This is a genomic window from Paenibacillus polygoni (assembly GCF_030263935.1).
GTDB lineage: Bacteria > Bacillota > Bacilli > Paenibacillales > Paenibacillaceae > Paenibacillus > Paenibacillus polygoni.
Genome location: NZ_CP127162.1, coordinates 59850 through 79957 on the forward strand (window position 1 = coordinate 59850; position 20108 = coordinate 79957).

Genomic DNA, 20108 nt, shown 5'->3' on the forward strand with positions numbered 1-20108 from the left:
TTAGCTTAAATTCCTACCTAATCATGAAGGAGGTACGCGTATGAAATCATCGTCTGGGCGCAGTGTTCAAAATTTAAAGCAAGCTGGACCTCAGAAGAAAAAAGTAACAGGAGCTCGGAGGCGAATCATGCTATGGCTTGCCTTTATGATCTGTTTCACAGGATGGGCAGGATACACATTCATTAATCAGTCTACTCAAATGGCGGACAAGAGTGCCAAGCTGCAGGAGATCAAGGTGACACAGACAAAAACAGAACAAGCACTTGAAGAGCTTAAGCAGGAAGTGGGAAGGCTTCAAGATCCTGAATATATCGGGCAAATTGCACGAAAAAAATATGGAATGTATTTACCTGGAGAGACACCAATCTATCCAGTTGATGAATAATATAGCACTAGAACTTGAATTCTGTTTTACCACTGGAATTATGTTCAAAATTAACCGAAATTAGGCGCGTTAACAGGCGTTCGTTCAGTTGACCTTGGTTTAATCCATAAGGTATAATTAATTTACCGCAACAGATTTAAAAATCGGGTTGTATATTTTTAAGGGAGGATCATTTTATTCTATGGCAATTGAAGTGGGCACCAAATTAGAGGGCAAAGTGACAGGCATCACGCATTTCGGAGCATTCGTGGATCTGTCTGGAGGTGTCACGGGTCTCGTTCACATCTCGGAAATCGCTGACAATTATGTCAAAGACGTCAACGATCATTTGAAAGTTAATGATACGGTAACTGTTAAGGTTATCAATGTTGACAAGGACGGAAAGATTGGACTTTCAATCAAGCAGGCGGTTGACCGTCCAGCAGGTGAAGTACAACAGCAAGCTCGTCCACCAAGAACACCAAGACCGGAACGTACCGGAGGAGATAGAGAGCGATTTAGCGGCGGCGCTGGTAACAGTGGCGGCGGCAGCTATAACAATCGTGAACGGGGAGGGCGTCCTTACAAACCTTCTGCCGGCAAGCCTTCGTTTGGCAAGCCTTCATTTGAGGATAAAATGTCACGCTTTCTGAAAGACAGTGAAGAGCGGATTTCGTCGTTGAAGAAGAACACCGAAGGTAAACGCGGAGGTCGCGGCGCAAAACGCGTGTAAGTCACCAACCTGATCTTGCATATATAAGTACGTGAATAGAGAGAACCGCAGACTTTAGAGTCTGCGGTTTTTTTGTCGCATCTCAAGAATCGTCCGACATGTTTCAAGCTAGTTCCAGTATTCTCATTCCATATCGCTACCATTTTATGACTACGGAAAGAATGACTCGGCAAGCGCTGAAATTGTCATAACGCTCTTTAAACCTATATGGGCTGTCCTTTTAATTCGCAACTCTGTTATTTCGCAGACCCCCTATTTTTGTCGGAAATTTCTTTTTGTGACATCTTAGTTTCTGACAAACTTTCACAGAACAAGCTGACTATAATGGGAAACATCAAATCAAACATTGGGGAGCGAAGCGAAACATGGACAAGTGGAATGTAATACCTTTTCCAGGAATCAAAGCTGGTAAACGGGGAAAAGAGCTGCGTGCCGATGTAAGCATGAGGATGAAGACATGGATAGGATCCTTGCGAGCCGTACAGATCATATCTGAAAAGAAATGGATGATTCTGCTGACGGTGATGGGTTTTTTGCTAGGAAAGGCTATGATATTAGACGAGCTCTCACCATTTGCCATAGCCTACTTTGCGGTTATTTTATTCTTGAGAAGGGATTTCTTAATTCCCGTGGGAGCCGCGATTCTCGCCGGCAGTTTTTTCTCGCCTTATCCAACCTTCTTTATCATCGCTGCCGAACTAGGAATCTTTTATCTGCTGTACAAAGGACTCTCCTCTTTTGGGAAAACCGAATTATCTTATGCGCCTGTCATGGTTTTTACCTCGGCTTTTATGGTGAATTTGTTTACCGTCCTGATCGGACCCTCATTCACATGGTACGCGGTCCTAATGATGACTATCGATGCGGTGCTGAGCTTTGTACTCACCATGGTGTTCATACAGGCGATCCCCATCTTTACTTATCGGAAAAAGAATGTAAACCTCCGCAGCGAGGAGATCCTGTGTCTAATCATTTTACTGGCATCCGTCATGACAGGAGCGGTTGGGTTTACGGTCTACCACTTATCAGCTGAAAATGTACTATCTAGATATCTGTTACTCCTCTTTGCCTTTGTAGGCGGGGCACCGCTTGGTGCGTCAGTAGGTGTACTTACGGGACTGATCTTAAGCCTGGCGAATATGTCAGCCATCTATCAGATGAGCTTGCTTGCATTTGCAGGGATGTTGGCCGGAATGATGAAGGAAGGAAAAAAACTAGGTGTATCTCTAGGGATGCTGCTTGGATCCTCCATCTTATCTATCTATTTAGGGGGAACCGGAGATGTAATCACATCGACGTATGAGAGCTGTGCTGCCATTCTTCTTTTTTTACTGACGCCTAAAAGCATGTTACAAGTTATTTCTAAATATGTACCTGGGACACAGGATCACAGCTATTCACAGCATGAATACGCGAAACGGATCAGGGACCTGACTGCCGAGCGGGTCGATCGTTTTTCACAAGTGTTTAAGCAGCTATCTAAGAGTTTTGATCAGATGTCCGGGGTTAATGAGATGGGACAAGGACAACAGGATATGGAACATTTTATGAATGCTGTTGCAGAAGGGACCTGCACATCTTGTTTTAAACAAGAGCAGTGTTGGGACGGCAAGTTCTATCAGACCTATAAGTATATGACAGAAATGATGACTTCAATTGAAGAAAATCCGAATTTTCAGGCAAAGGATATTCCGGCATCCTGGACAAAAAGTTGTGCTAAGACAGGCGCTGTACTTGATGTGATGAAGCGTCAGTACGGGCTACACCAAGATAATATGCAATGGAAACGCCAAATATACGACAGTAGAATGCTTGTAGCAGAACAATTATCCGGCGTGTCTCAGGTAATGGAGGACCTGGCACGGGAAATACAGCGCGAAACAAAGGTAATGCACAAGCAGGAGGAACAGATTAGATCAGCACTTGAGCAGCTAGGTTTGTCCATCCATAGTATCGATATTATTAACCTGGACGCAGGGAAAGTCGAGATTGAGATTGTACATGCCTATACGAAAGGATTTGATGAATGCCGAAAAATTATTGCTCCGCTTTTATCTGATATTATTGGTGAGCATATTGCAGTTGTAGAAGAAACAATGACTCTTCCGAAGCAGGGGCTTGCAACTGTAACTTTCGGATCAGCGAAGACATATGAAGTCACAACAGGCGTAGCTGGAGCAGCCAAGGGTGGAGGCCTTCTTTCGGGCGACAGCTTCAGCACAGTTGAACTTGGCAACGGCACCTTTGTTGTCGCACTCAGTGACGGTATGGGAAATGGAGAACGGGCAAGGCTTGAGAGCAGTACTGCTCTTGGTATCCTGGAACAGCTGCTACAATCAGGTATGGATGCAAAACTTGCCATCAAATCAGTTAATTCTATACTGATGCTTAGGTCTACAGAGGAATTTTTTGCGACTGTGGATATGGCGCTCATTGATCAGTATTCAGCACAGACAACATTTATGAAGATAGGATCTACTCCAAGCTTCATTAAAAGAGGAGAAGAGGTAATTCCGATATCAGCAAGTAATCTTCCTGTTGGCATTATTAAAGATATAGAGGTTGATCTAGTCACTACGCAGCTGCTTCCAGGGGATATCGTCATTATGATGACAGATGGTATATATGATGCACCCGGGTACGCTGTAAATAAAGAAATGTGGATGAAACGGATGATTCAGGAGATGGATAGTGAAGATCCACAAGAAATTGCCGATATCTTATTAGAGCGTGTCATTCGTTATCAGCAGAATAAGATTCATGATGACATGACCGTTGTCGTTGGTAAAGTGGATCATTTTAACCCTGAATGGGCCACACTTCGTATCCCGGGTATTGATCGGATGGAACGTCCTAGGACAGTCAGCTGATCCGTGGATATTTAATATAGAAGGAAAGTCCTCGTTTGAACCCAACCTATTATGGAAATAATAGGAAGAAGTTCGAGACTAAAGGGGATGAGAAAGATGAAGCAAATTTTACTCATAACAGACGGATGCTCTAATGTTGGTTCAAATCCAGTACTTGCTGCTGCAAATGCCTTGGAGGAAGGCATTACGGTGAATGTAGTGGGCGTGGTGGATTATGGAACCATTGGTGACCTTGGGGGACAAGAGATTGAAGCGATTGCGAAAGCAGGGGGTGGAATAAGCCGGATTGTAGGTACACCCATATTAGCAAAAACCATGCAGATGATGACGCGAAAAACAGTGGTTCAGACCATTGAACTAGCGGTTAATAAAGAGCTTAAACAAATTCTGGGCAAAAGTGCGGGCAGTATTGCGGAACTTCCTTTGCATCAGCGCGCAGAGGTGGTTCAAGTACTGGATCATTTGACAGAGACAACACCGCTTCAAGTTGCCTTACTTATCGATGCAAGTGCTAGTATGAAGCCGAAGCTCGCTGCCGTTGAAGAAGGAATTCGAGATTTGATGCTCAGCCTTCAAGCGCGTGAAGGAAGAAGTCAGATCTCTGTATTTCATTTTCCTGGGAGACAAGGCAGTGAAGATGCAGTACTTGATATCAAATGGACAAGCGACATGAACGCACTTCGATCGGTTTTTACTAAGCTGGATATGAGAGGTGCGACACCTACCGGGCCTGCAATATTAAAGGTGATTGATTATTATCGTTATGGTACACTAAACGAGAATGACCTGTATGATCGCGATTACGGAGCAAAAGAAGGGATGCATGGTGACTATGCCGCTGGATCCTGATCTTACTCCTGGAACTGTAGTTATCGGCAAATGGAAGAATAATAAATATATTATTCAGAGAGTGCTGGGTAAGGGAGCGAATGGGATCGTTTATTTGGTTCAGCGTGAACCGGGTGGAGGCCGGTATGCGCTCAAGATGGGTTTTAATCCACTTGATTTGCAGTCGGAGATTAATGTTCTTACTTCATTAGCGAAGAAGGATCATCACCTTGGAGGTAGGAATGGCTTCTCTTCCTATTTAAAAGAAGTCGATAATTACCAGGTCGGCGGAAGAGAAATTTCTTTTTATGTCATGACCTATGTCAGAGGTGAGCCGCTTCATTTATTTATCCGTAGGAATGGACCAGAATGGATGATGCTTGTCGGGCTTCGAATTTTAAAAAAGCTTGCTGAGCTGCACCGGTTAGGATATATATTCTGTGACTTGAAGCCGCAAAATGTACTTGTTTCTTCATATGGTGAGGTGGAGCTCATCGATTATGGAGGAGCGAGTCCTGTAGGACGCAGTGTAAAGCAGTTCACAGAGTGGTATGATAGAGGGTACTGGAATGCAGGCAGCCGTGTCGCAGACCAGAAATATGATGTGTTTTCCTTTGCCCTTCTTCTTATTCATCTTCTGGAGGGAGAAGAATTAAGAAGGACTACTGGAAACAGTCTCCCTCAATTAAGAGGAATACCTGCCCTTTTAACTATCATTCATAAGAGTGAGCGGCTAGCGTCATATAGAAGTTGGCTTCAAAAGGCAATACAGGGTGATTATGACGATGCTGAGGATGCCTTCTTATCGTGGAAAAAGCAAGTCTACAGAGTAAGAAGCGGACCTAAGAACGCTTCATCAGAACCAACCCCAGGATGGTTAATTCCATCTTTTGCGTTATCAGCTCTAATTATGGCTGGGGCAGTGATCCTCATGCTTCGCTAAAATTAGAGGGTACATACCTTGAAATATCTGAGTTAGAAAAGAGGAACATCATGAAAGGACCGAAACTTGAACCTACGGTAATGCAAATTGCTGCTACAGCAGAGGAGTATCAATTGTGGAAACCGGGTCACCGGATTGTAGTCGCAGTATCCGGTGGGGCGGATTCTGTGGCTCTTTTACATATTCTTCATCAAATATCTCTCTACCGTACACCGCTCACCTTGATCTGTGCCCATGTACATCATGGGTATCGTGCAGAGTCGGATGCTGAAGCCGAGCTGGTACAAAAATATGCGGAATCGATGCACATCCCCTTTGAAATGGTTCATCTAAATATGCCGAAATATTTAGAGGAGACAGGGCGCAACTCACAGGATGCGGCACGTGAAAGAAGATATGCTTTTCTTCATCAAGTCGCAGAGAAGTATAAGGCAGACAGCATTGCTCTGGCACATCATGCCGATGATCAGGCCGAGACGGTTATGCTGCATATGCTGCGAGGAAGCGGTGCTTCGGGACTTTCAGGTATGAAAATCAAACGAACTGAAAAAAACGTGGAACTTATTAGGCCATGTTTACGTATTACCAAGACGGACTTGGAAAAGCTCTGTGAAAAAGAAGAGCTTCCCTATCTCATTGATAGTAGTAATATGAATCGTAAATATCTTAGAAATGTAATCCGACTGGATGTGCTTCCTTTTTTGGGGCAATATAATGGGCAGATAAAGGAATCTCTTTATCGGATGGCCGAAGTGATCGGCACAGAAGATGACTATATGGAAGCAGCTGCAGAGCAAACCTTTGCTGATATGGTCATGAAGTCAGGTGATCAACTCACCTTTTCTGTGCCTGCGTTTAAGGGGCTACATGTCGCTTTACAACGAAGGCTCATTAAATTAATATTAAATTATCTGCCTTCAAACGATGATTTTGCTACTTTTTCAAGAATAGAATCCATACGTAAGGGAGTGGTTCAGACCGAACCGACGACTTGGATTCTTGATATAGGTCAGGGTATCGTTTGTATGCGGGAATATAACAGTATTATTTTTACTGCCCGGAAGTCTGTATCTGAGCATTACAGTTATCAGTTGCATTCTCCAGATGGAGAATCATTTCTCTATCTGAATGAGATTAAAAGAACCATTCATTTGGCTCATTCAAAGGGGATGTGCAGGCCGCTTTCTGCTAATGAAGCACAGTTTGATTTGAGCAAACTTCATTGGCCGCTTACCGTAAGAGCACGATTGCCTGGAGATACCATGAAAGTAATGGGATTAAACGGAAGTAAAAAGGTGAAAGATATTTTTATCGACGCCAAAATTCCGCCGTCCCTGCGTTCTCGTATCCCCCTCGTGTGTGATGTTGAAGGAAACATCCTCTGGATTCCGGGCGTAAGACGCTCCATCCATGCTCCCGTTACCGATCAATCTGCACAGGTCATTCAAATGTGGATCGAGTAGCTATTACGCGCAGACGGTTGGCAGTAATGGTGCAGATAAGACTTTCATAGTATAACTTTAGGGGGTTCACTAACGTTGCAGAACGATATTCAAGAAATTTTAATTAGTGAAGAAGAAATTCAAGGTAAAATCAAGGAATTAGGCGAAGTATTAAGCAAGGAATTCGCTGATCGTAATCCTTTAGTGATTTGTGTACTTAAAGGTGCGTTTATATTTATGGCTGATTTGGTTAAAAACATAACAGTGCCTCTTGAAATGGACTTTATGGCTGTATCAAGTTATGGCGCTTCTACCAAGTCTTCCGGTGTAGTCAAGATCATCAAGGATTTAGACCAATCCGTTGAGGGCCGGGATGTTCTTATTGTAGAAGATATTATCGACAGCGGGCTTACGCTAAGCCATCTGATTGAACTTCTACGGAACAGAGGTGCTAAATCGACAACGGTGGTTACCTTGTTTGATAAGCCGTCTGGCCGTTCTGTTGATCTTGAAGCGGATTATACGGGCTTTGTCCTGCCAGATGCATTTGTAGTTGGCTACGGTTTGGATTATGCTGAACATTACCGGAACCTGCCTTATATCGGGATTCTGAAACCGGAGATTTACAGTAACTAAAATCCCGGCAGAATAATGATAGAATCGCGTTTGCCCATTTGTTGAGAAGGGCAGAATGGCTATGGTAAAATAACTAAGGTGTCTCGAGAGGAGGTAGGGGATGAATCGGTTCATCCGGAATTCTGGTTTTTATCTAATTTTATTTTTAGTTGTAGTCGGCATCTACCAGGTTATTAATGGTGGAAGTGAAGCGGCTGATACCCCTAAATACAACGAGTTTCGTCAGGAATTATCTGCAAATAACGTAGAGAATTTAAGCATTCAGTTTGATGGATATGCTTACCAGGTAACGGGACAGTATGTAACCCCGCCTGCTGAAAAAGCCAAGAACTTTATTACTTACATTCCTGCTACGGATGCTGCAGTCCAAGAAATTGCAGATGCCAGTGAAGCGAACGGAATAGCAATGGAAGCGAAACCGATGAAGGGTGACAGTATTTGGCTGACACTACTAACGTCGTTTATACCTCTTATTTTGATGTTTGTCCTCTTCTTCTTCCTGTTTAATCAGGCGCAAGGCGGCGGCGGCAAAGTGATGAACTTTGGTAAGAGCCGTGCACGTTTATATAATGAAGAGAAGAAAAAAGTTACTTTTGAAGATGTTGCAGGAGCGGACGAAGAGAAGCAAGAGCTTGTCGAAGTTGTTGAGTTCCTGAAAGATCCTCGTAAATTCGCAGCAGTAGGTGCTAGAATTCCAAAAGGGGTTCTACTGAATGGTCCTCCGGGAACAGGTAAAACACTCCTTGCACGAGCTGTCGCTGGGGAAGCGGGCGTACCGTTCTTCAGTATCTCGGGTTCTGACTTCGTCGAAATGTTTGTCGGTGTCGGTGCATCCCGTGTGCGTGACTTGTTTGAAAATGCGAAGAAAAATGCTCCATGTATCATCTTTATTGATGAGATTGATGCGGTTGGTCGTCAGCGTGGTGCTGGACTCGGCGGTGGACATGATGAGCGTGAGCAGACACTAAACCAATTGCTCGTTGAGATGGATGGTTTCGGAGCAAACGAAGGTATTATTATCATTGCTGCAACAAACCGTCAAGATATTCTTGACCCTGCACTTCTTCGTCCAGGTCGTTTTGACCGTCAAATTACAGTTGACCGTCCTGATGTAAAAGGCCGTGAAGCTGTTCTTAAAGTACATGCTCGTAACAAACCTCTTACTAAAGACGTGAAGATGGATGTAATCGCGAAGCGTACAACTGGATTTACAGGTGCAGATCTTGAGAACCTGCTTAATGAAGCAGCCCTTCTTGCTGCTAGACGTAATCGTAAAGATATTTCCATGCGTGAGATGGATGAAGCGATTGACCGTGTAATTGTTGGTACCGAGAAGAAGAGCCGCGTAGTAAGCGACCGGGAAAAACGGATTGTTGCTTTCCATGAAGCTGGTCACACGATTGTAGGTTACTTCCTCGAGCATGCTGATATGGTTCACAAAGTGACGATCGTTCCTCGTGGTCGTGCAGGCGGATATGTAATTATGATGCCAAAAGAAGATCGTATGCTGGCAACGAAACAAGAATTGCTTGATAAAGTAACAGGGTTACTAGGTGGTCGTGTATCTGAGGAACTGTTTATCGGTGAGATCGGTACAGGAGCCTATAGTGACTTCCAACAAGCTACAAGTATCGTTCGCAGCATGGTGATGGAATATGGTATGAGTGAAAAACTTGGACCACTACAATTTGGTAATTCCCAAGGTCAAGTATTCTTGGGTCGTGACTTCGGACACGAGCCGAACTACAGTGATTCTATTGCATATGAGATCGATAAAGAAATGCACCGTATGGTTACAGAATGCTATGAGAAAGCAAAAGATTTGCTTACCAAGTATTCTAAAGAGGTTCACCTTATTGCGGAAACTCTGCTTGAAAGAGAAACTCTTGATCTTGAAGATATCAAGCAGTTGATCGAAAACGGAGTAATTACGGAAAAAGAAGAAGGAAATACGGGAGGATCTTCTGAAGGCGGAGAACCTATTATCGACAATGTCGGTGATGTTAAAGTTCGCATTCAAGGAAAAGAGAACAACGGCGGAACACCGGCGGAAGAAATTCCAAACCATGTTCCAAATCAGCCGGAGTCAGAATCTACACCTCCAACGGATCCAGACAATAACAAACCTACTTCATAAGGTTGCTATACACGAAAAACCGGAGAACAGCTGATGTTCTCCGGTTTTTTGCGTTATTACATTCGTTTAGCTCTAAATTGCGTCTATTTTGTGAATTGACAGGGCAGGGTGCGCCGTGTAAATTAGTTGTAAACAAAAGGAATTTTTGTATACGACTTTGTGAATCGATTAACAAGCGGGGGCATACACTGCAAAGTGAACGTAGTATTTGCTATTTCATAAAAGGAGAGGGTCAACAGTGGAGGTTCAGGCACTAGAACGTAAGGCCGAGATGAATCGTGAGTTGAAAGAGCGACTTAAAGTACTAAAGAAGGAACGAAATGCAATTATTCTTGCTCATTATTATCAACGAGATGAAATTCAGGAAGTAGCAGACTTCCGTGGAGACTCGTTCCTTCTAGCTCAGAAGGCCGCAGAGACCGATGCCGAAGTTATCGTTTTTTGTGGTGTCCACTTCATGGGAGAAAGCGCCAAAATTTTGGCTCCAAATAAAAAAGTGATTATTCCCGATGAACGTGCTGGCTGCCCCATGGCTGATATGGTCAACGTAGAAGGACTTCGCAAATTAAAAGAGCAGCATCCAAATGCGAAGGTCGTTACATACATTAACTCCTCTGCCGAGATTAAAGCGGAGACCGATATATGCTGTACTTCTGCTAACGCAGTGAAGGTGATTCAATCGCTTGATGCGGAAGAGATTATATGGGTTCCTGATAAGAATCTCGGACATTATGTTCAGCAGCATACCGATAAGAAGATGATTATATGGGAAGGGTACTGCAATACACATGACATGCTGACAATCAAAGATGTCGTTGAAATGCGTGCTAAATATCCCGATGCAGAATTCGTGGTTCATCCGGAATGCCGCCCAGAAGTGGTTGAGATGGGTGATTTTGTAGGAAGCACGACAGCAATTCTCGAGTACTGTAAAAAATCCGACCGCAAACAATTCATTGTCGGTACGGAAGACGGTACAGGATATCAACTTCGAGTAGACAGTCCGGACAAAACCTTCCACTTTGCGACCAAATTCCTTGTTTGCCCAAATATGAAAGTAAATAACCTTAAGAAACTGGTAAAAGCACTGGAGACAATGAAGCCAGAAATTTATGTACCTCCTGCTGTTGCTGATCGTGCACGTTTATCCTTAGAGCGCATGTTACAAGTAAAATAGGTTGAAGGGGGAGCTTTCAAATGAAGGTACACCCCCTTTTCTATGTATGCATGATTAACGAGAACAACATTATAGGAGACAGGTGAGGATGCCAGGTGATACCTTCTTACTTAATTGATTTGGATATAGCGACTTTACCTCAAGTAGAGACAGAACTTCTTGTTATCGGTACAGGTATAGCAGGATTATTTACAGCAATCGAGGCAAGCAGGGATCGGCAGGTTCTTATGATTACGAAAAGAACGTTGCTGGAGAGTAATACGAGATATGCGCAAGGTGGAATTGCAGCAGTCACTGCAGAGGATGATTCACCTGCCTACCATATGCAGGATACGCTTACTGCGGGTGCGGGTCTGTGCCGAGAAGAGGCTGTGAAAGTGCTTGTTAGCGAGGGGCCGGAAAGAGTCAGAGAATTAATCAGTCTTGGGACTGCTTTTGATATAGAGAATGGGGAACTGGCATTAACACAGGAAGGAGCACACAGTCATCGCCGGATTCTACATGCGAATGGAGATGCGACGGGGTACGAGATTGTAAGAGCATTAGCCAAGCAAGTTGCTTCTCATGCATCGATTAAAGTATGGGATGAACATTTTGTTATTGATCTTGTAACGCAGTCCGGTGAGTGCAGGGGGGCTATTGTACAGGAAGCTGATGGCAGACGGATCTATGTAAAAGCAGATGCGGTTGTACTCTGTTCTGGGGGAGCAGGCCAATTATATCGATATACTACAAACCCGGAAGTGGCTACTGCAGATGGTATAGCGATGGCTTACCGGGCAGGGGCCGAAATACGAGACATGGAATTCATTCAATTTCATCCGACATCTCTTTGTTATCCAGGGGCTCCTCGCTTTCTAATATCTGAGGCTGTACGCGGTGAAGGAGCAGTGCTTCGTAATATTCGCGGTGAACGTTTTATGCATAAATACCATCCACAGCTCGAGCTCGCTCCGCGTGATATCGTGGCAAGAGCCATTGTTAGTGAGATGGAGCTTACAAAGGCAACCCAAGTATATCTTGATATCACCCATGAGACCCTTGACCGGATTAAGCTTCGCTTCCCGACAATCTATGAGACCTGTATGAACTATGGGCTGGATTTGGCTTCGGACTGGATTCCTGTAGCACCTGCTGCTCACTATATGATGGGCGGAGTGAAAACAGATTTACATGGAGAAAGCAGTATTCAGCGGCTTTTTGCCTGTGGAGAGGTTTCATCTACCGGAGTCCATGGAGCAAATCGGCTGGCCAGCAATTCTTTATCAGAGGCCATCGTTTTTGGGAAAAGAATTGTAAATCGCATACGCGAACTCACTCCTCTAAAGGAATCTGTTTCTGTTCCTTTCGTTCCTTCTCTGAACAGAAAGGAAGTTTTCGTCGAAGTGAGTTCAATTCATGCTAGAAGACTTGCCCTGCAGAAAACAATGGTACGAGGAGTAGGACTTCGGCGCTCAGAGCAAGGTTTATTACAGGCCAAGTCACTGCTCGAGAAAGAGCTGGCTATATTTAATACCAGCCTTACTACCCAAGAAGAATATGAGTTTGCCAATCTACTTACGTGCGCCATACTTGTTACCGAGGGGGCACTTCACCGCAAAGAGAGCCGAGGAGCTCATTATCGGGAGGATTATCCTGATTGTGACGATCTTTTGTGGCAGAAGCATACGGTGCAACAGCGTGAACGTAAAATTGCGGAGGAAGTTAGTCATGCTACTTAATGGATATAATGAAGTATTAACCCAATCAATTAAAAGTTGGCTCAGGGAAGATGTTGGCTCAGGGGATGTCACAACCTTGGCTACCATTCCTGAGGGACATCAGTCCAAGGCTGTAATTCATGCAAAAGAAGCCGGGATTATTGCAGGACTCTCTATTGCAGAACTTGTTTTTCATATCGTTGACCCTTCACTTGAATTTCATGCAGAATTGAAGGATGGAGATAAAGCAAAAAAGGGGACAATACTTTGTGTGGTAGAGGGAAGTACGCACAGTCTGCTAACAGGCGAGAGGTTGGCTTTAAATTTATTGCAGCGGCTTTCAGGTATTGCGACCAAAACTCGCACTTATGTAGATGCTATAGCAGATCTACCGGTGCGGTTAGTGGATACACGAAAGACAACACCAGGCCACAGGCAGCTTGAAAAATATGCAGTACGGGTCGGTGGAGGTTATAATCACCGGTTTGGACTGTATGATGCAGTTATGATTAAAGATAATCACATCAAGGGTTCTGGAGGGATAACACAAGCTATTGAAAGAGCCAGAGCAAGGATCCCGCACACCATGACAATTGAAGTGGAGACAGAGAACCTAAACCAAGTAAATGAGGCTATTGAAGCGGGAGCAGATATTATTATGCTTGATAATATGAATGAAGAGATGATGCGTGAGGCAGTTAGGCATATCCGTGAGGCAGCCCCGCATGTTAAAATAGAAGCTTCAGGCAACGTTTCTCTTGCCACCATTCGTGGTATAGCTGAGACGGGAGTAGATATTATCTCCGTAGGAAGACTGACTTACTCCTTTGAAAGCCTAGATATCAGTCTTGATTTAAACGAAAAGAAAGGAGGATAATCCTCTTTGATCCTTGTAGTAGATGTAGGTAACAGTAATATTGTGCTTGGTATATACAAGCATCGTGAACTTCTCCATCATTTTCGTATCAGCACTTCGAGACAGTCAACGGTAGATGAGTATGGTATTCTCATTCATAGCTTTTTTCAGATGTCGGGTATATCAACTTCAGAAATTGAAGGAATCATTATCTCTTCTGTTGTACCGCCGCTGATGAATGTGCTGGAGGAAATGTGTATTAAATATGTTGGCAAGAAACCACTTATCGTCGGTCCTGGTATTAAAACAGGGTTGAATCTTCGTTATGAGAATCCTCGTGAGGTAGGTGCGGACCGGATCGTGAACGCAGTAGCGGCAATTGATCAATTTAACTGCCCTCTAGTCGTCGTCGATTTTGGTACGGCAACGACCTTTGATTGTATAGATGGAGAAGGTAATTACCTGGGCGGAGCTATTGTGCCGGGTATCGGGATTTCTACTGAGGCATTATATCAACGTGCTTCTAAATTGCCGCGTATCGAACTCGAGAAACCGAAGAAAGTAATCGGACGAAATACCATCCATGCCATGCAAGCAGGCATCATTTTCGGTTATGCAGGACAGGTTGATGGAATCGTGGAACGAATTAAGGAAGAGATGAAAGCTACACCAAAAGTGATTGCCACGGGCGGTTTGGCAGAACTTATCGCAAGTGAGACAAGAACCATCGAAGTGGTAAGTCCTATGTTGACACTTGAAGGTCTGCGGATTATATACGAACGAAATAAAGGGTAACCTTACTAAATAAAAGATAATGGAAAAAGGGATAGGCAGTCACCTTTCTTCCGTTATCTTTTTCGATTACAATAAAGAAAGTGCTGACTTAGACGAAATATGAATTTGCACAATCTTCATAAGGGAGCAGCCTGGCTTGCCTTGTGAAATTATAAATAGGACGAAACAGAAGGAGCATAACAGAATGGAAAAGATGAATGACCGATTGGTGCGTGGTACAGCTTTAGGTGGACGTGTTCGTGCGTTTTCGATCCGTACAACGAATTTGGTAGAAGAATTGAGAAGAAGACACGATACATTCCCTACAGCAACAGCTGCGATGGGGCGGACCGTTACGGCTACTGCCATCATGGGCGCTATGCTGAAAGGGGAAGAGAAACTGACCATTCAAGTAAACGGGAATGGGCCTATTGGTCAAATCGTAGCAGATGCAAATGCCAAAGGTGAAGTAAGAGGATACGTTAAGAATCCACATGTCCACTTACCAAGTAATAGTAAAGGTAAACTTGATGTAGCTGGAGCTGTAGGTACTTCCGGATTCATTCATATTACGAAGGATCTTGGACTCAAAGAACCTTACCGTGGAAGTACTCCTATTATTTCAGGTGAACTAGGCGAAGACTTTACGTATTATTTTGCTAAATCAGAACAAACACCTTCTGCAGTAGGTCTTGGTGTCTTAGTTGATACCGATAACTCTGTTATTGTATCGGGAGGATTTATTATTCAGCTCTTGCCTGGACTCAGTGATGAGGAAATTTCGGCAATTGAGGATGCAATCAGTAACATGCCGCCAGTAACCACCCTCTTGGACCAAGGGCTTGATGTGGAAGAAATGCTCCGCAAGATTTTACCGGATGTTGTAATCCATGACAGCATGGATATCGTCTTCCAGTGTCAATGTAGCCGTAAACGTGTAGAGCAAACACTGATCTCGCTTGGAGAATCCGAGCTTACTGATTTAATTGAAGAAGAAGGCCGAGCTGAAGTTGTGTGTCAGTTCTGTAATGAAGCATATGAATTTACGAAAAGTGACCTGGAAACCATTCTTGAGCAAGCGAGAAGCTAAAACCGTTATGGGGTAGATGAGATGGGATGACGAAACAAGAAAAAGGACTTTGGGTGACTGTCGTTGTGCTGAGCGTAGGTGTTATTTTTATGGGGACGTTTATCTTTCGTGGAATGAACGATTCGAGTACAAATACAGACCTTAGTGCTTCAGATTGGAAAGAGCCGGTTGCAAGTATTGCTGGGCAAATGATTTCGGAGAAGCAATGGGTGGATGCACTTAAGACACGTTATGGTAACAAAGTTTTAATGGAAATGCTTAATCGTCAGGCCGTTCTCGCAGAAGCTAAATTACAAGGGCTGACTGTAACTGAATCTCAAGTTGACAAAGAACTGCAATCTTCGATGGAGGGCTATTCCTCAGAACAAGCTTTTTATGATGAGATGTGGAATCAGTTTGGAATGAGCTTAGAGGAACTAAGGGCAGAGGCAACCTATCAAGTTTTGCTTGAAGAAATTGCAACAAGAGACATTGCAGTCAGTGAAGCAGCAGTACAAGAGTATTATGAGGAACATGAAGCAGATTATAAACCCATCCGTCTGTTTGATATTTCTATGATTCAAGTGGATGATCTTGATTCAGCGAATCACGTCCTTGAACGGATCGAAGCGGGTGAAGCTTTCGGAGAAGTGGCAGAGAGTGAGTCGACGGATGAATACAGCCGTGAATCCAAAGGGAGACTTGGCCTTATTGAAGAGAATGACCCTTTTCAACCGGAGGAAATGATGAGGCTTGCGGAAGAGATCCAAATTGGTGATGTCGCCGGTCCTGTTCAAGTGGATGAACACTATATTATTGTTCGTTTAAATGATATCGAAGAGAAACAAGGGATGACATTTGAAGAGGCAATGGAAGATATCCGAATGATGCTTGCTTTAAATGATTCCATTCCGTTGTCAGAATTAGAAGAGCAGCTTCGCAGTAAATATGGAGCTGATATAAGAGTAAAGCTGGAGAGACCTGCTTCCTAAGGGAAGGGGCCTCTTTTTCTGCGCTATTTTTTTCTAACATTATTGACATTATGAAGCAAGGTTGATAATATTAAATTTATAAAAACCCACCTATTTAGTCGGAAATATAGTTGTGGGCAAAAGAATGGAAAGAGTCTGGACAGTGCAGTAAAGTAAGCAGATCGTCCTGCCTGAGAGCATGGTCCAGCTCATATAATACAACTAGAATACACATTGGCATATGAAATAGAAGAAGCAATCATTCGTTCAACTTCATTTAATCCAAGGAGGGCAATTATCATGGCTAAGGTTGTCAATAATGTTACGGAACTGATCGGTGGAACACCGCTTGTTCGCTTGAATCGCGTTGTACCTGAAGGTAGTGCGGAAGTATATGTGAAACTTGAATACCAAAACCCTGGTTCTAGTGTGAAAGATCGGATCGCGATCAGTATCATAGAGGATGCAGAGCAGTCTGGCCGAATTAAACCAGGCGACACGATTGTAGAAGCAACAAGTGGTAATACGGGAATTGGGCTGGCCATGGTAGCAGCGGCTAAAGGATATCGTTCAATTATTGTTATGCCTGAGACGATGAGCTTAGAGCGTCGTAATTTGCTTCGTGCATATGGTGCAGAGCTTGTGCTTACTCCTGGATCAGAAGGAATGAATGGTGCGGTTAAAAAAGCAGAAGCAATCGTAGAAGAAAATTCCGGTTATTTCATGGCAGAACAATTTAAGAACCAATCTAATGTTAAAATCCACCGTGAAACTACGGGACCTGAAATTGTAGAAGCAATTCAGTCCGTGGGCGGATCTTTGGATGCATTTGTAGCTGGAATCGGTACAGGAGGTACGATTACAGGAGCAGGTGAAGTACTCAAAGAGTCTTTCCCAGACATTAAAATTTATGCAGTGGAACCAGCAGCTTCACCAATCCTAGCAGGCGGAGCGCCAGGTCCTCATAAAATTCAAGGCATCGGTGCAAACTTTGTTCCTGAGATTCTAAATCAGGATGTTTATGATGAAATCATTCATATTGAGAATGAGGATGCATTTGAAACGGCTCGCCAAGTAGCTAAAGAAGAGGGAATCCTCGCAGGGATCTCTTCTGGAGCAGCCATCCGTGCTGCGCTGAAAGTGGCAAAAGAGCTGGGTGAAGGTAAACGTGTTGTTGCGATTGTTCCAAGCAATGGGGAACGTTACCTCAGCACACCTCTTTATAATTTTGAAGGCTAAGACTGACGAGCAGGATACTCGAGTGGACTTTTTACCTCTACATTCATAACAAATTATATAACCCTGTGCCGCAACTCATTTGCAGGCACAGGGTTTTTTATCATCTGCTTTTAAAATGCAGAATGCTTTAGTATACTAACAGACAATAGACAAGGTCAGCCTGGAGGAAAGAAGCGTACATGAATAAGGTAACTACAACCTACGAGGATTGGAAAGTATGGAGCAAAGACGATTGGACGGTGCTTCCCTATGTAACAAAAATGAAACTTAAGAAGTCACCCGCTCTTCGTTCCTGGAAGCCTGCATGGGAACAGGCTTCTCCCTATGCTTTTGTACTGGAAAGCGGAAAGGACGGGACATATACCTATCTTGGTTTATGTCCGGCAGCCATTGTGACGGGGAAGGGTAAACAGGCAGAGGTGAAAATTCTCGGTGTGGCAGATGGAGCCAACCAAGAGCATCGTTTTCATTCACATGGGACGATGACAGGAGATCCCCTGCAAATAATCGAAGAGTGGATCCAACCTTACCGTGCTCCTCGGGTTCAAGGGACACCGCCGTTTTCCGGCGGGGTTGTAGGTTACCTAAGTTATGATGTGGCTCGCTCCCTTGAGAAGCTGCCTGAACTTGCGAAAGATGACCCAAGTCTTCCTGATTATATGTGGATGCGATTTGAAGAAGTGTGGACTATTGATCATGAAGAGAATGCTGTCTACTCTTCAGTTTACACAGTTCTAAACAAAGATGAGCCGTTAGAGAAGCAGTTCAAGCAAGCCGCTTCCAGAGCGGAGGTTATGCTTCGCAGCTGGGAACATATGATGGAAACTGCAGCAACCTCTTATTATATCCGAGAGCAAGCAGAGCGGATTCAGCGGCTGGAGCAGGCTAGCGCTGAAGGCAATGCACATATGGATGTAGCTCAAGGCTGGGAATCTCCTTTTAATAAAGAAGCCTTTGAACTAGCTGTTAAGAAAGTGCAGGATTATATCGGGCAGGGAGATGTCTTTCAGGTTAATCTTTCATTAAGGCAGGATAAGGAGCTATATACTTCACCTGATGATGTGTATGAGTGGCTTCGTGTAATTAACCCTTCCCCTTATATGGGATACGTTCAGACACCAGATTTTCAGCTGGTAAGCGGCTCTCCAGAGCTGCTAATTAAACTCACGCAGGGTAAGGTTATCGCAAGACCCATCGCAGGAACAAGACGCAGGGGAGCGACCTCAGAAGAGGACAAGCGTATGGCGGAAGAACTGCTTCATACGGAAAAAGAGCGGGCTGAGCATATTATGCTCGTGGATCTGGAGCGCAACGACATCGGTAGAGTAGCGAGATATGGATCAGTGCGTGTTCCCGAACTTATGACCATTGAATACTATTCGCATGTAATGCATCTAGTTTCACAAGTAGAAGGTATCTTGGCTGAAGATAAAAATGCCTTTGATGTGATTGCTGCTGCATTCCCAGGGGGGACCATTACAGGTGCTCCTAAGGTAAGAACGATGGAGATTATTGAGGAACTGGAACCAGTGAGACGCGGCCCCTACACAGGATCAATTGGCTGGATTTCCTATCAAGGGGACATGGAACTAAATATCATTATTCGTACCCTCGCAGTGAAGGATAACATCGGTTATATTCAGGCAGGAGCAGGAATTGTAATTGATTCAGATCCTTACCGGGAATATAGGGAATCAAAGAACAAAGCAAGGGCAGTTATGAAGGCTGTACAGTATAGTGAAGAAGCTGCTATGCAGCGAAGCAGAGACGAGAACTAGAGGAGGTTTTTTATATGATTTTGGTTATTGATAACTATGATTCTTTTACGTATAACCTCGTGCAGTATCTAGGTGAGCTAGGTGAGGAAGTAGAGGTACGCCGGAATGATGAAATCGATATTGCTGGGATTGAAGCACTTGCGCCAGATCATATCTTGATTTCGCCAGGTCCATGTACACCAAATGAGGCAGGAATCAGTCTTGAGTTACTGCATCATTTTAAAGGAAAAATTCCAATGTTCGGTGTTTGTCTTGGACACCAGGCAATTGGTCAGGCTTTTGGAGGAAACGTCGTTAGGGCAGAACGTTTGATGCATGGGAAAACATCGCCTATTTATCATGGGGGAACGTCTGTATTTGAAGGAATTCCATCTCCATTTACAGCTACGAGATATCATTCTCTACTCGTGGAGAGAGAGAGTCTTCCTGACTGCTTGGAGATTACAGCAGAGACAGAAGAAGGAGAGATTATGGGACTCAGACATAAAGAATATGCGATTGAAGGCGTACAATTCCATCCGGAATCGATCGTTACCGATTATGGTCATCATATGCTCCGCAACTTCCTGCGTCAGAAAGCAATTGTATAAG

At 44.0% G+C, this 20108-nt stretch carries 17 protein-coding genes; all 17 read left to right on the forward strand.

Annotated elements, in window-relative coordinates; all coding sequences use genetic code 11:
• The first annotated feature begins 40 nt into the window (after nt 1–40).
• On the forward strand, nt 41–385 hold the full coding sequence (locus tag QPK24_RS00270) for an FtsB family cell division protein (protein WP_285745301.1): 345 nt from the start codon (nt 41–43) through the stop codon (nt 383–385).
• A 181-nt stretch (nt 386–566) separates the two neighbouring features.
• On the forward strand, nt 567–1097 hold the full coding sequence (locus QPK24_RS00275; RefSeq protein ID WP_285745302.1) for a S1 domain-containing RNA-binding protein: 531 nt from the start codon (nt 567–569) through the stop codon (nt 1095–1097).
• Nucleotides 1098–1462: 365 nt separating this feature from the next.
• Nucleotides 1463–3967 carry a stage II sporulation protein E gene (spoIIE, locus tag QPK24_RS00280; RefSeq protein WP_285745304.1) on the forward strand — a complete coding sequence of 835 codons (2505 nt, stop codon included), beginning with the start codon at nt 1463–1465 and terminating at the stop codon, nt 3965–3967.
• Nucleotides 3968–4063: 96 nt separating this feature from the next.
• On the forward strand, nt 4064–4816 hold the full coding sequence (locus QPK24_RS00285) for a vWA domain-containing protein (protein ID WP_285745306.1): 753 nt from the start codon (nt 4064–4066) through the stop codon (nt 4814–4816).
• On the forward strand, nt 4794–5738 hold the full coding sequence (locus QPK24_RS00290) for a serine/threonine protein kinase (protein ID WP_407082979.1): 945 nt from the start codon (nt 4794–4796) through the stop codon (nt 5736–5738). Before QPK24_RS00285 ends, QPK24_RS00290 begins: the two co-directional genes overlap by 23 nt.
• Nucleotides 5739–5788: 50 nt before the next feature.
• Nucleotides 5789–7201, forward strand: coding sequence for a tRNA lysidine(34) synthetase TilS (gene tilS, locus QPK24_RS00295; protein ID WP_285745309.1), 1413 nt, complete (start codon nt 5789–5791; stop codon nt 7199–7201).
• 75 nt (nt 7202–7276) lie between these two features.
• A complete protein-coding gene (gene hpt / locus QPK24_RS00300; RefSeq protein WP_160036660.1) occupies nt 7277–7816 on the forward strand; it encodes a hypoxanthine phosphoribosyltransferase in 540 nt (179 codons plus the stop codon).
• A gap of 100 nt (nt 7817–7916) precedes the next feature.
• Nucleotides 7917–9953 carry an ATP-dependent zinc metalloprotease FtsH gene (gene ftsH, locus QPK24_RS00305; protein ID WP_285745310.1) on the forward strand — a complete coding sequence of 679 codons (2037 nt, stop codon included), beginning with the start codon at nt 7917–7919 and terminating at the stop codon, nt 9951–9953.
• 238 nt (nt 9954–10191) lie between these two features.
• A complete protein-coding gene (gene nadA, locus QPK24_RS00310) occupies nt 10192–11130 on the forward strand; it encodes a quinolinate synthase NadA (RefSeq protein WP_213535559.1) in 939 nt (312 codons plus the stop codon).
• 95 nt (nt 11131–11225) lie between these two features.
• The gene (gene nadB / locus QPK24_RS00315; protein WP_285745311.1) at nt 11226–12851 is read left to right on the forward strand and encodes an L-aspartate oxidase; all 1626 of its coding nucleotides are present in this window, start codon (nt 11226–11228) and stop codon (nt 12849–12851) included.
• The gene (nadC, locus tag QPK24_RS00320; protein ID WP_285745312.1) at nt 12841–13707 is read left to right on the forward strand and encodes a carboxylating nicotinate-nucleotide diphosphorylase; all 867 of its coding nucleotides are present in this window, start codon (nt 12841–12843) and stop codon (nt 13705–13707) included. Before nadB ends, nadC begins: the two co-directional genes overlap by 11 nt.
• Before the next feature lie 6 nt (nt 13708–13713).
• The gene (locus tag QPK24_RS00325) at nt 13714–14481 is read left to right on the forward strand and encodes a type III pantothenate kinase (RefSeq protein WP_285745313.1); all 768 of its coding nucleotides are present in this window, start codon (nt 13714–13716) and stop codon (nt 14479–14481) included.
• Between the two features lie 184 nt (nt 14482–14665).
• Nucleotides 14666–15550: an Hsp33 family molecular chaperone HslO gene (hslO, locus tag QPK24_RS00330; protein ID WP_285745314.1), complete on the forward strand. Its 885-nt coding sequence runs from the start codon at nt 14666–14668 to the stop codon at nt 15548–15550.
• 26 nt (nt 15551–15576) lie between these two features.
• Nucleotides 15577–16521, forward strand: coding sequence for a peptidyl-prolyl cis-trans isomerase (locus QPK24_RS00335; RefSeq protein WP_285745315.1), 945 nt, complete (start codon nt 15577–15579; stop codon nt 16519–16521).
• A gap of 279 nt (nt 16522–16800) precedes the next feature.
• The gene (cysK, locus tag QPK24_RS00340; RefSeq protein ID WP_285745316.1) at nt 16801–17739 is read left to right on the forward strand and encodes a cysteine synthase A; all 939 of its coding nucleotides are present in this window, start codon (nt 16801–16803) and stop codon (nt 17737–17739) included.
• A gap of 179 nt (nt 17740–17918) precedes the next feature.
• Nucleotides 17919–19517, forward strand: a complete 1599-nt coding sequence (locus QPK24_RS00345; protein WP_285745317.1) for an anthranilate synthase component I family protein — start codon at nt 17919–17921, stop codon at nt 19515–19517.
• A 14-nt stretch (nt 19518–19531) separates the two neighbouring features.
• Nucleotides 19532–20107 (forward strand): aminodeoxychorismate/anthranilate synthase component II, encoded by a 576-nt coding sequence (gene pabA / locus QPK24_RS00350; protein ID WP_285745318.1) that lies wholly within the window; start codon nt 19532–19534, stop codon nt 20105–20107.
• Nucleotide 20108: the final 1 nt, after the last annotated feature.

Excerpts from the sequence above, each read along its gene's own strand:
- QPK24_RS00270 (WP_285745301.1), top strand. The coding sequence starts at position 41 with ATGAAATCATCGTCTGGGCGCAGTGTTCAAAATTTAAAGCAAGCTGGA.
- QPK24_RS00275 (WP_285745302.1), top strand. The coding sequence starts at position 567 with ATGGCAATTGAAGTGGGCACCAAATTAGAGGGCAAAGTGACAGGCATC.
- spoIIE (WP_285745304.1), top strand. The coding sequence starts at position 1,463 with ATGGACAAGTGGAATGTAATACCTTTTCCAGGAATCAAAGCTGGTAAA.
- QPK24_RS00285 (WP_285745306.1), top strand. The coding sequence starts at position 4,064 with ATGAAGCAAATTTTACTCATAACAGACGGATGCTCTAATGTTGGTTCA.
- tilS (WP_285745309.1), top strand. The coding sequence starts at position 5,789 with ATGAAAGGACCGAAACTTGAACCTACGGTAATGCAAATTGCTGCTACA.
- ftsH (WP_285745310.1), top strand. The coding sequence starts at position 7,917 with ATGAATCGGTTCATCCGGAATTCTGGTTTTTATCTAATTTTATTTTTA.
- nadC (WP_285745312.1), top strand. The coding sequence starts at position 12,841 with ATGCTACTTAATGGATATAATGAAGTATTAACCCAATCAATTAAAAGT.
- hslO (WP_285745314.1), top strand. The coding sequence starts at position 14,666 with ATGGAAAAGATGAATGACCGATTGGTGCGTGGTACAGCTTTAGGTGGA.
- QPK24_RS00335 (WP_285745315.1), top strand. The coding sequence starts at position 15,577 with ATGACGAAACAAGAAAAAGGACTTTGGGTGACTGTCGTTGTGCTGAGC.
- cysK (WP_285745316.1), top strand. The coding sequence starts at position 16,801 with ATGGCTAAGGTTGTCAATAATGTTACGGAACTGATCGGTGGAACACCG.
- QPK24_RS00345 (WP_285745317.1), top strand. The coding sequence starts at position 17,919 with ATGAATAAGGTAACTACAACCTACGAGGATTGGAAAGTATGGAGCAAA.
- pabA (WP_285745318.1), top strand. The coding sequence starts at position 19,532 with ATGATTTTGGTTATTGATAACTATGATTCTTTTACGTATAACCTCGTG.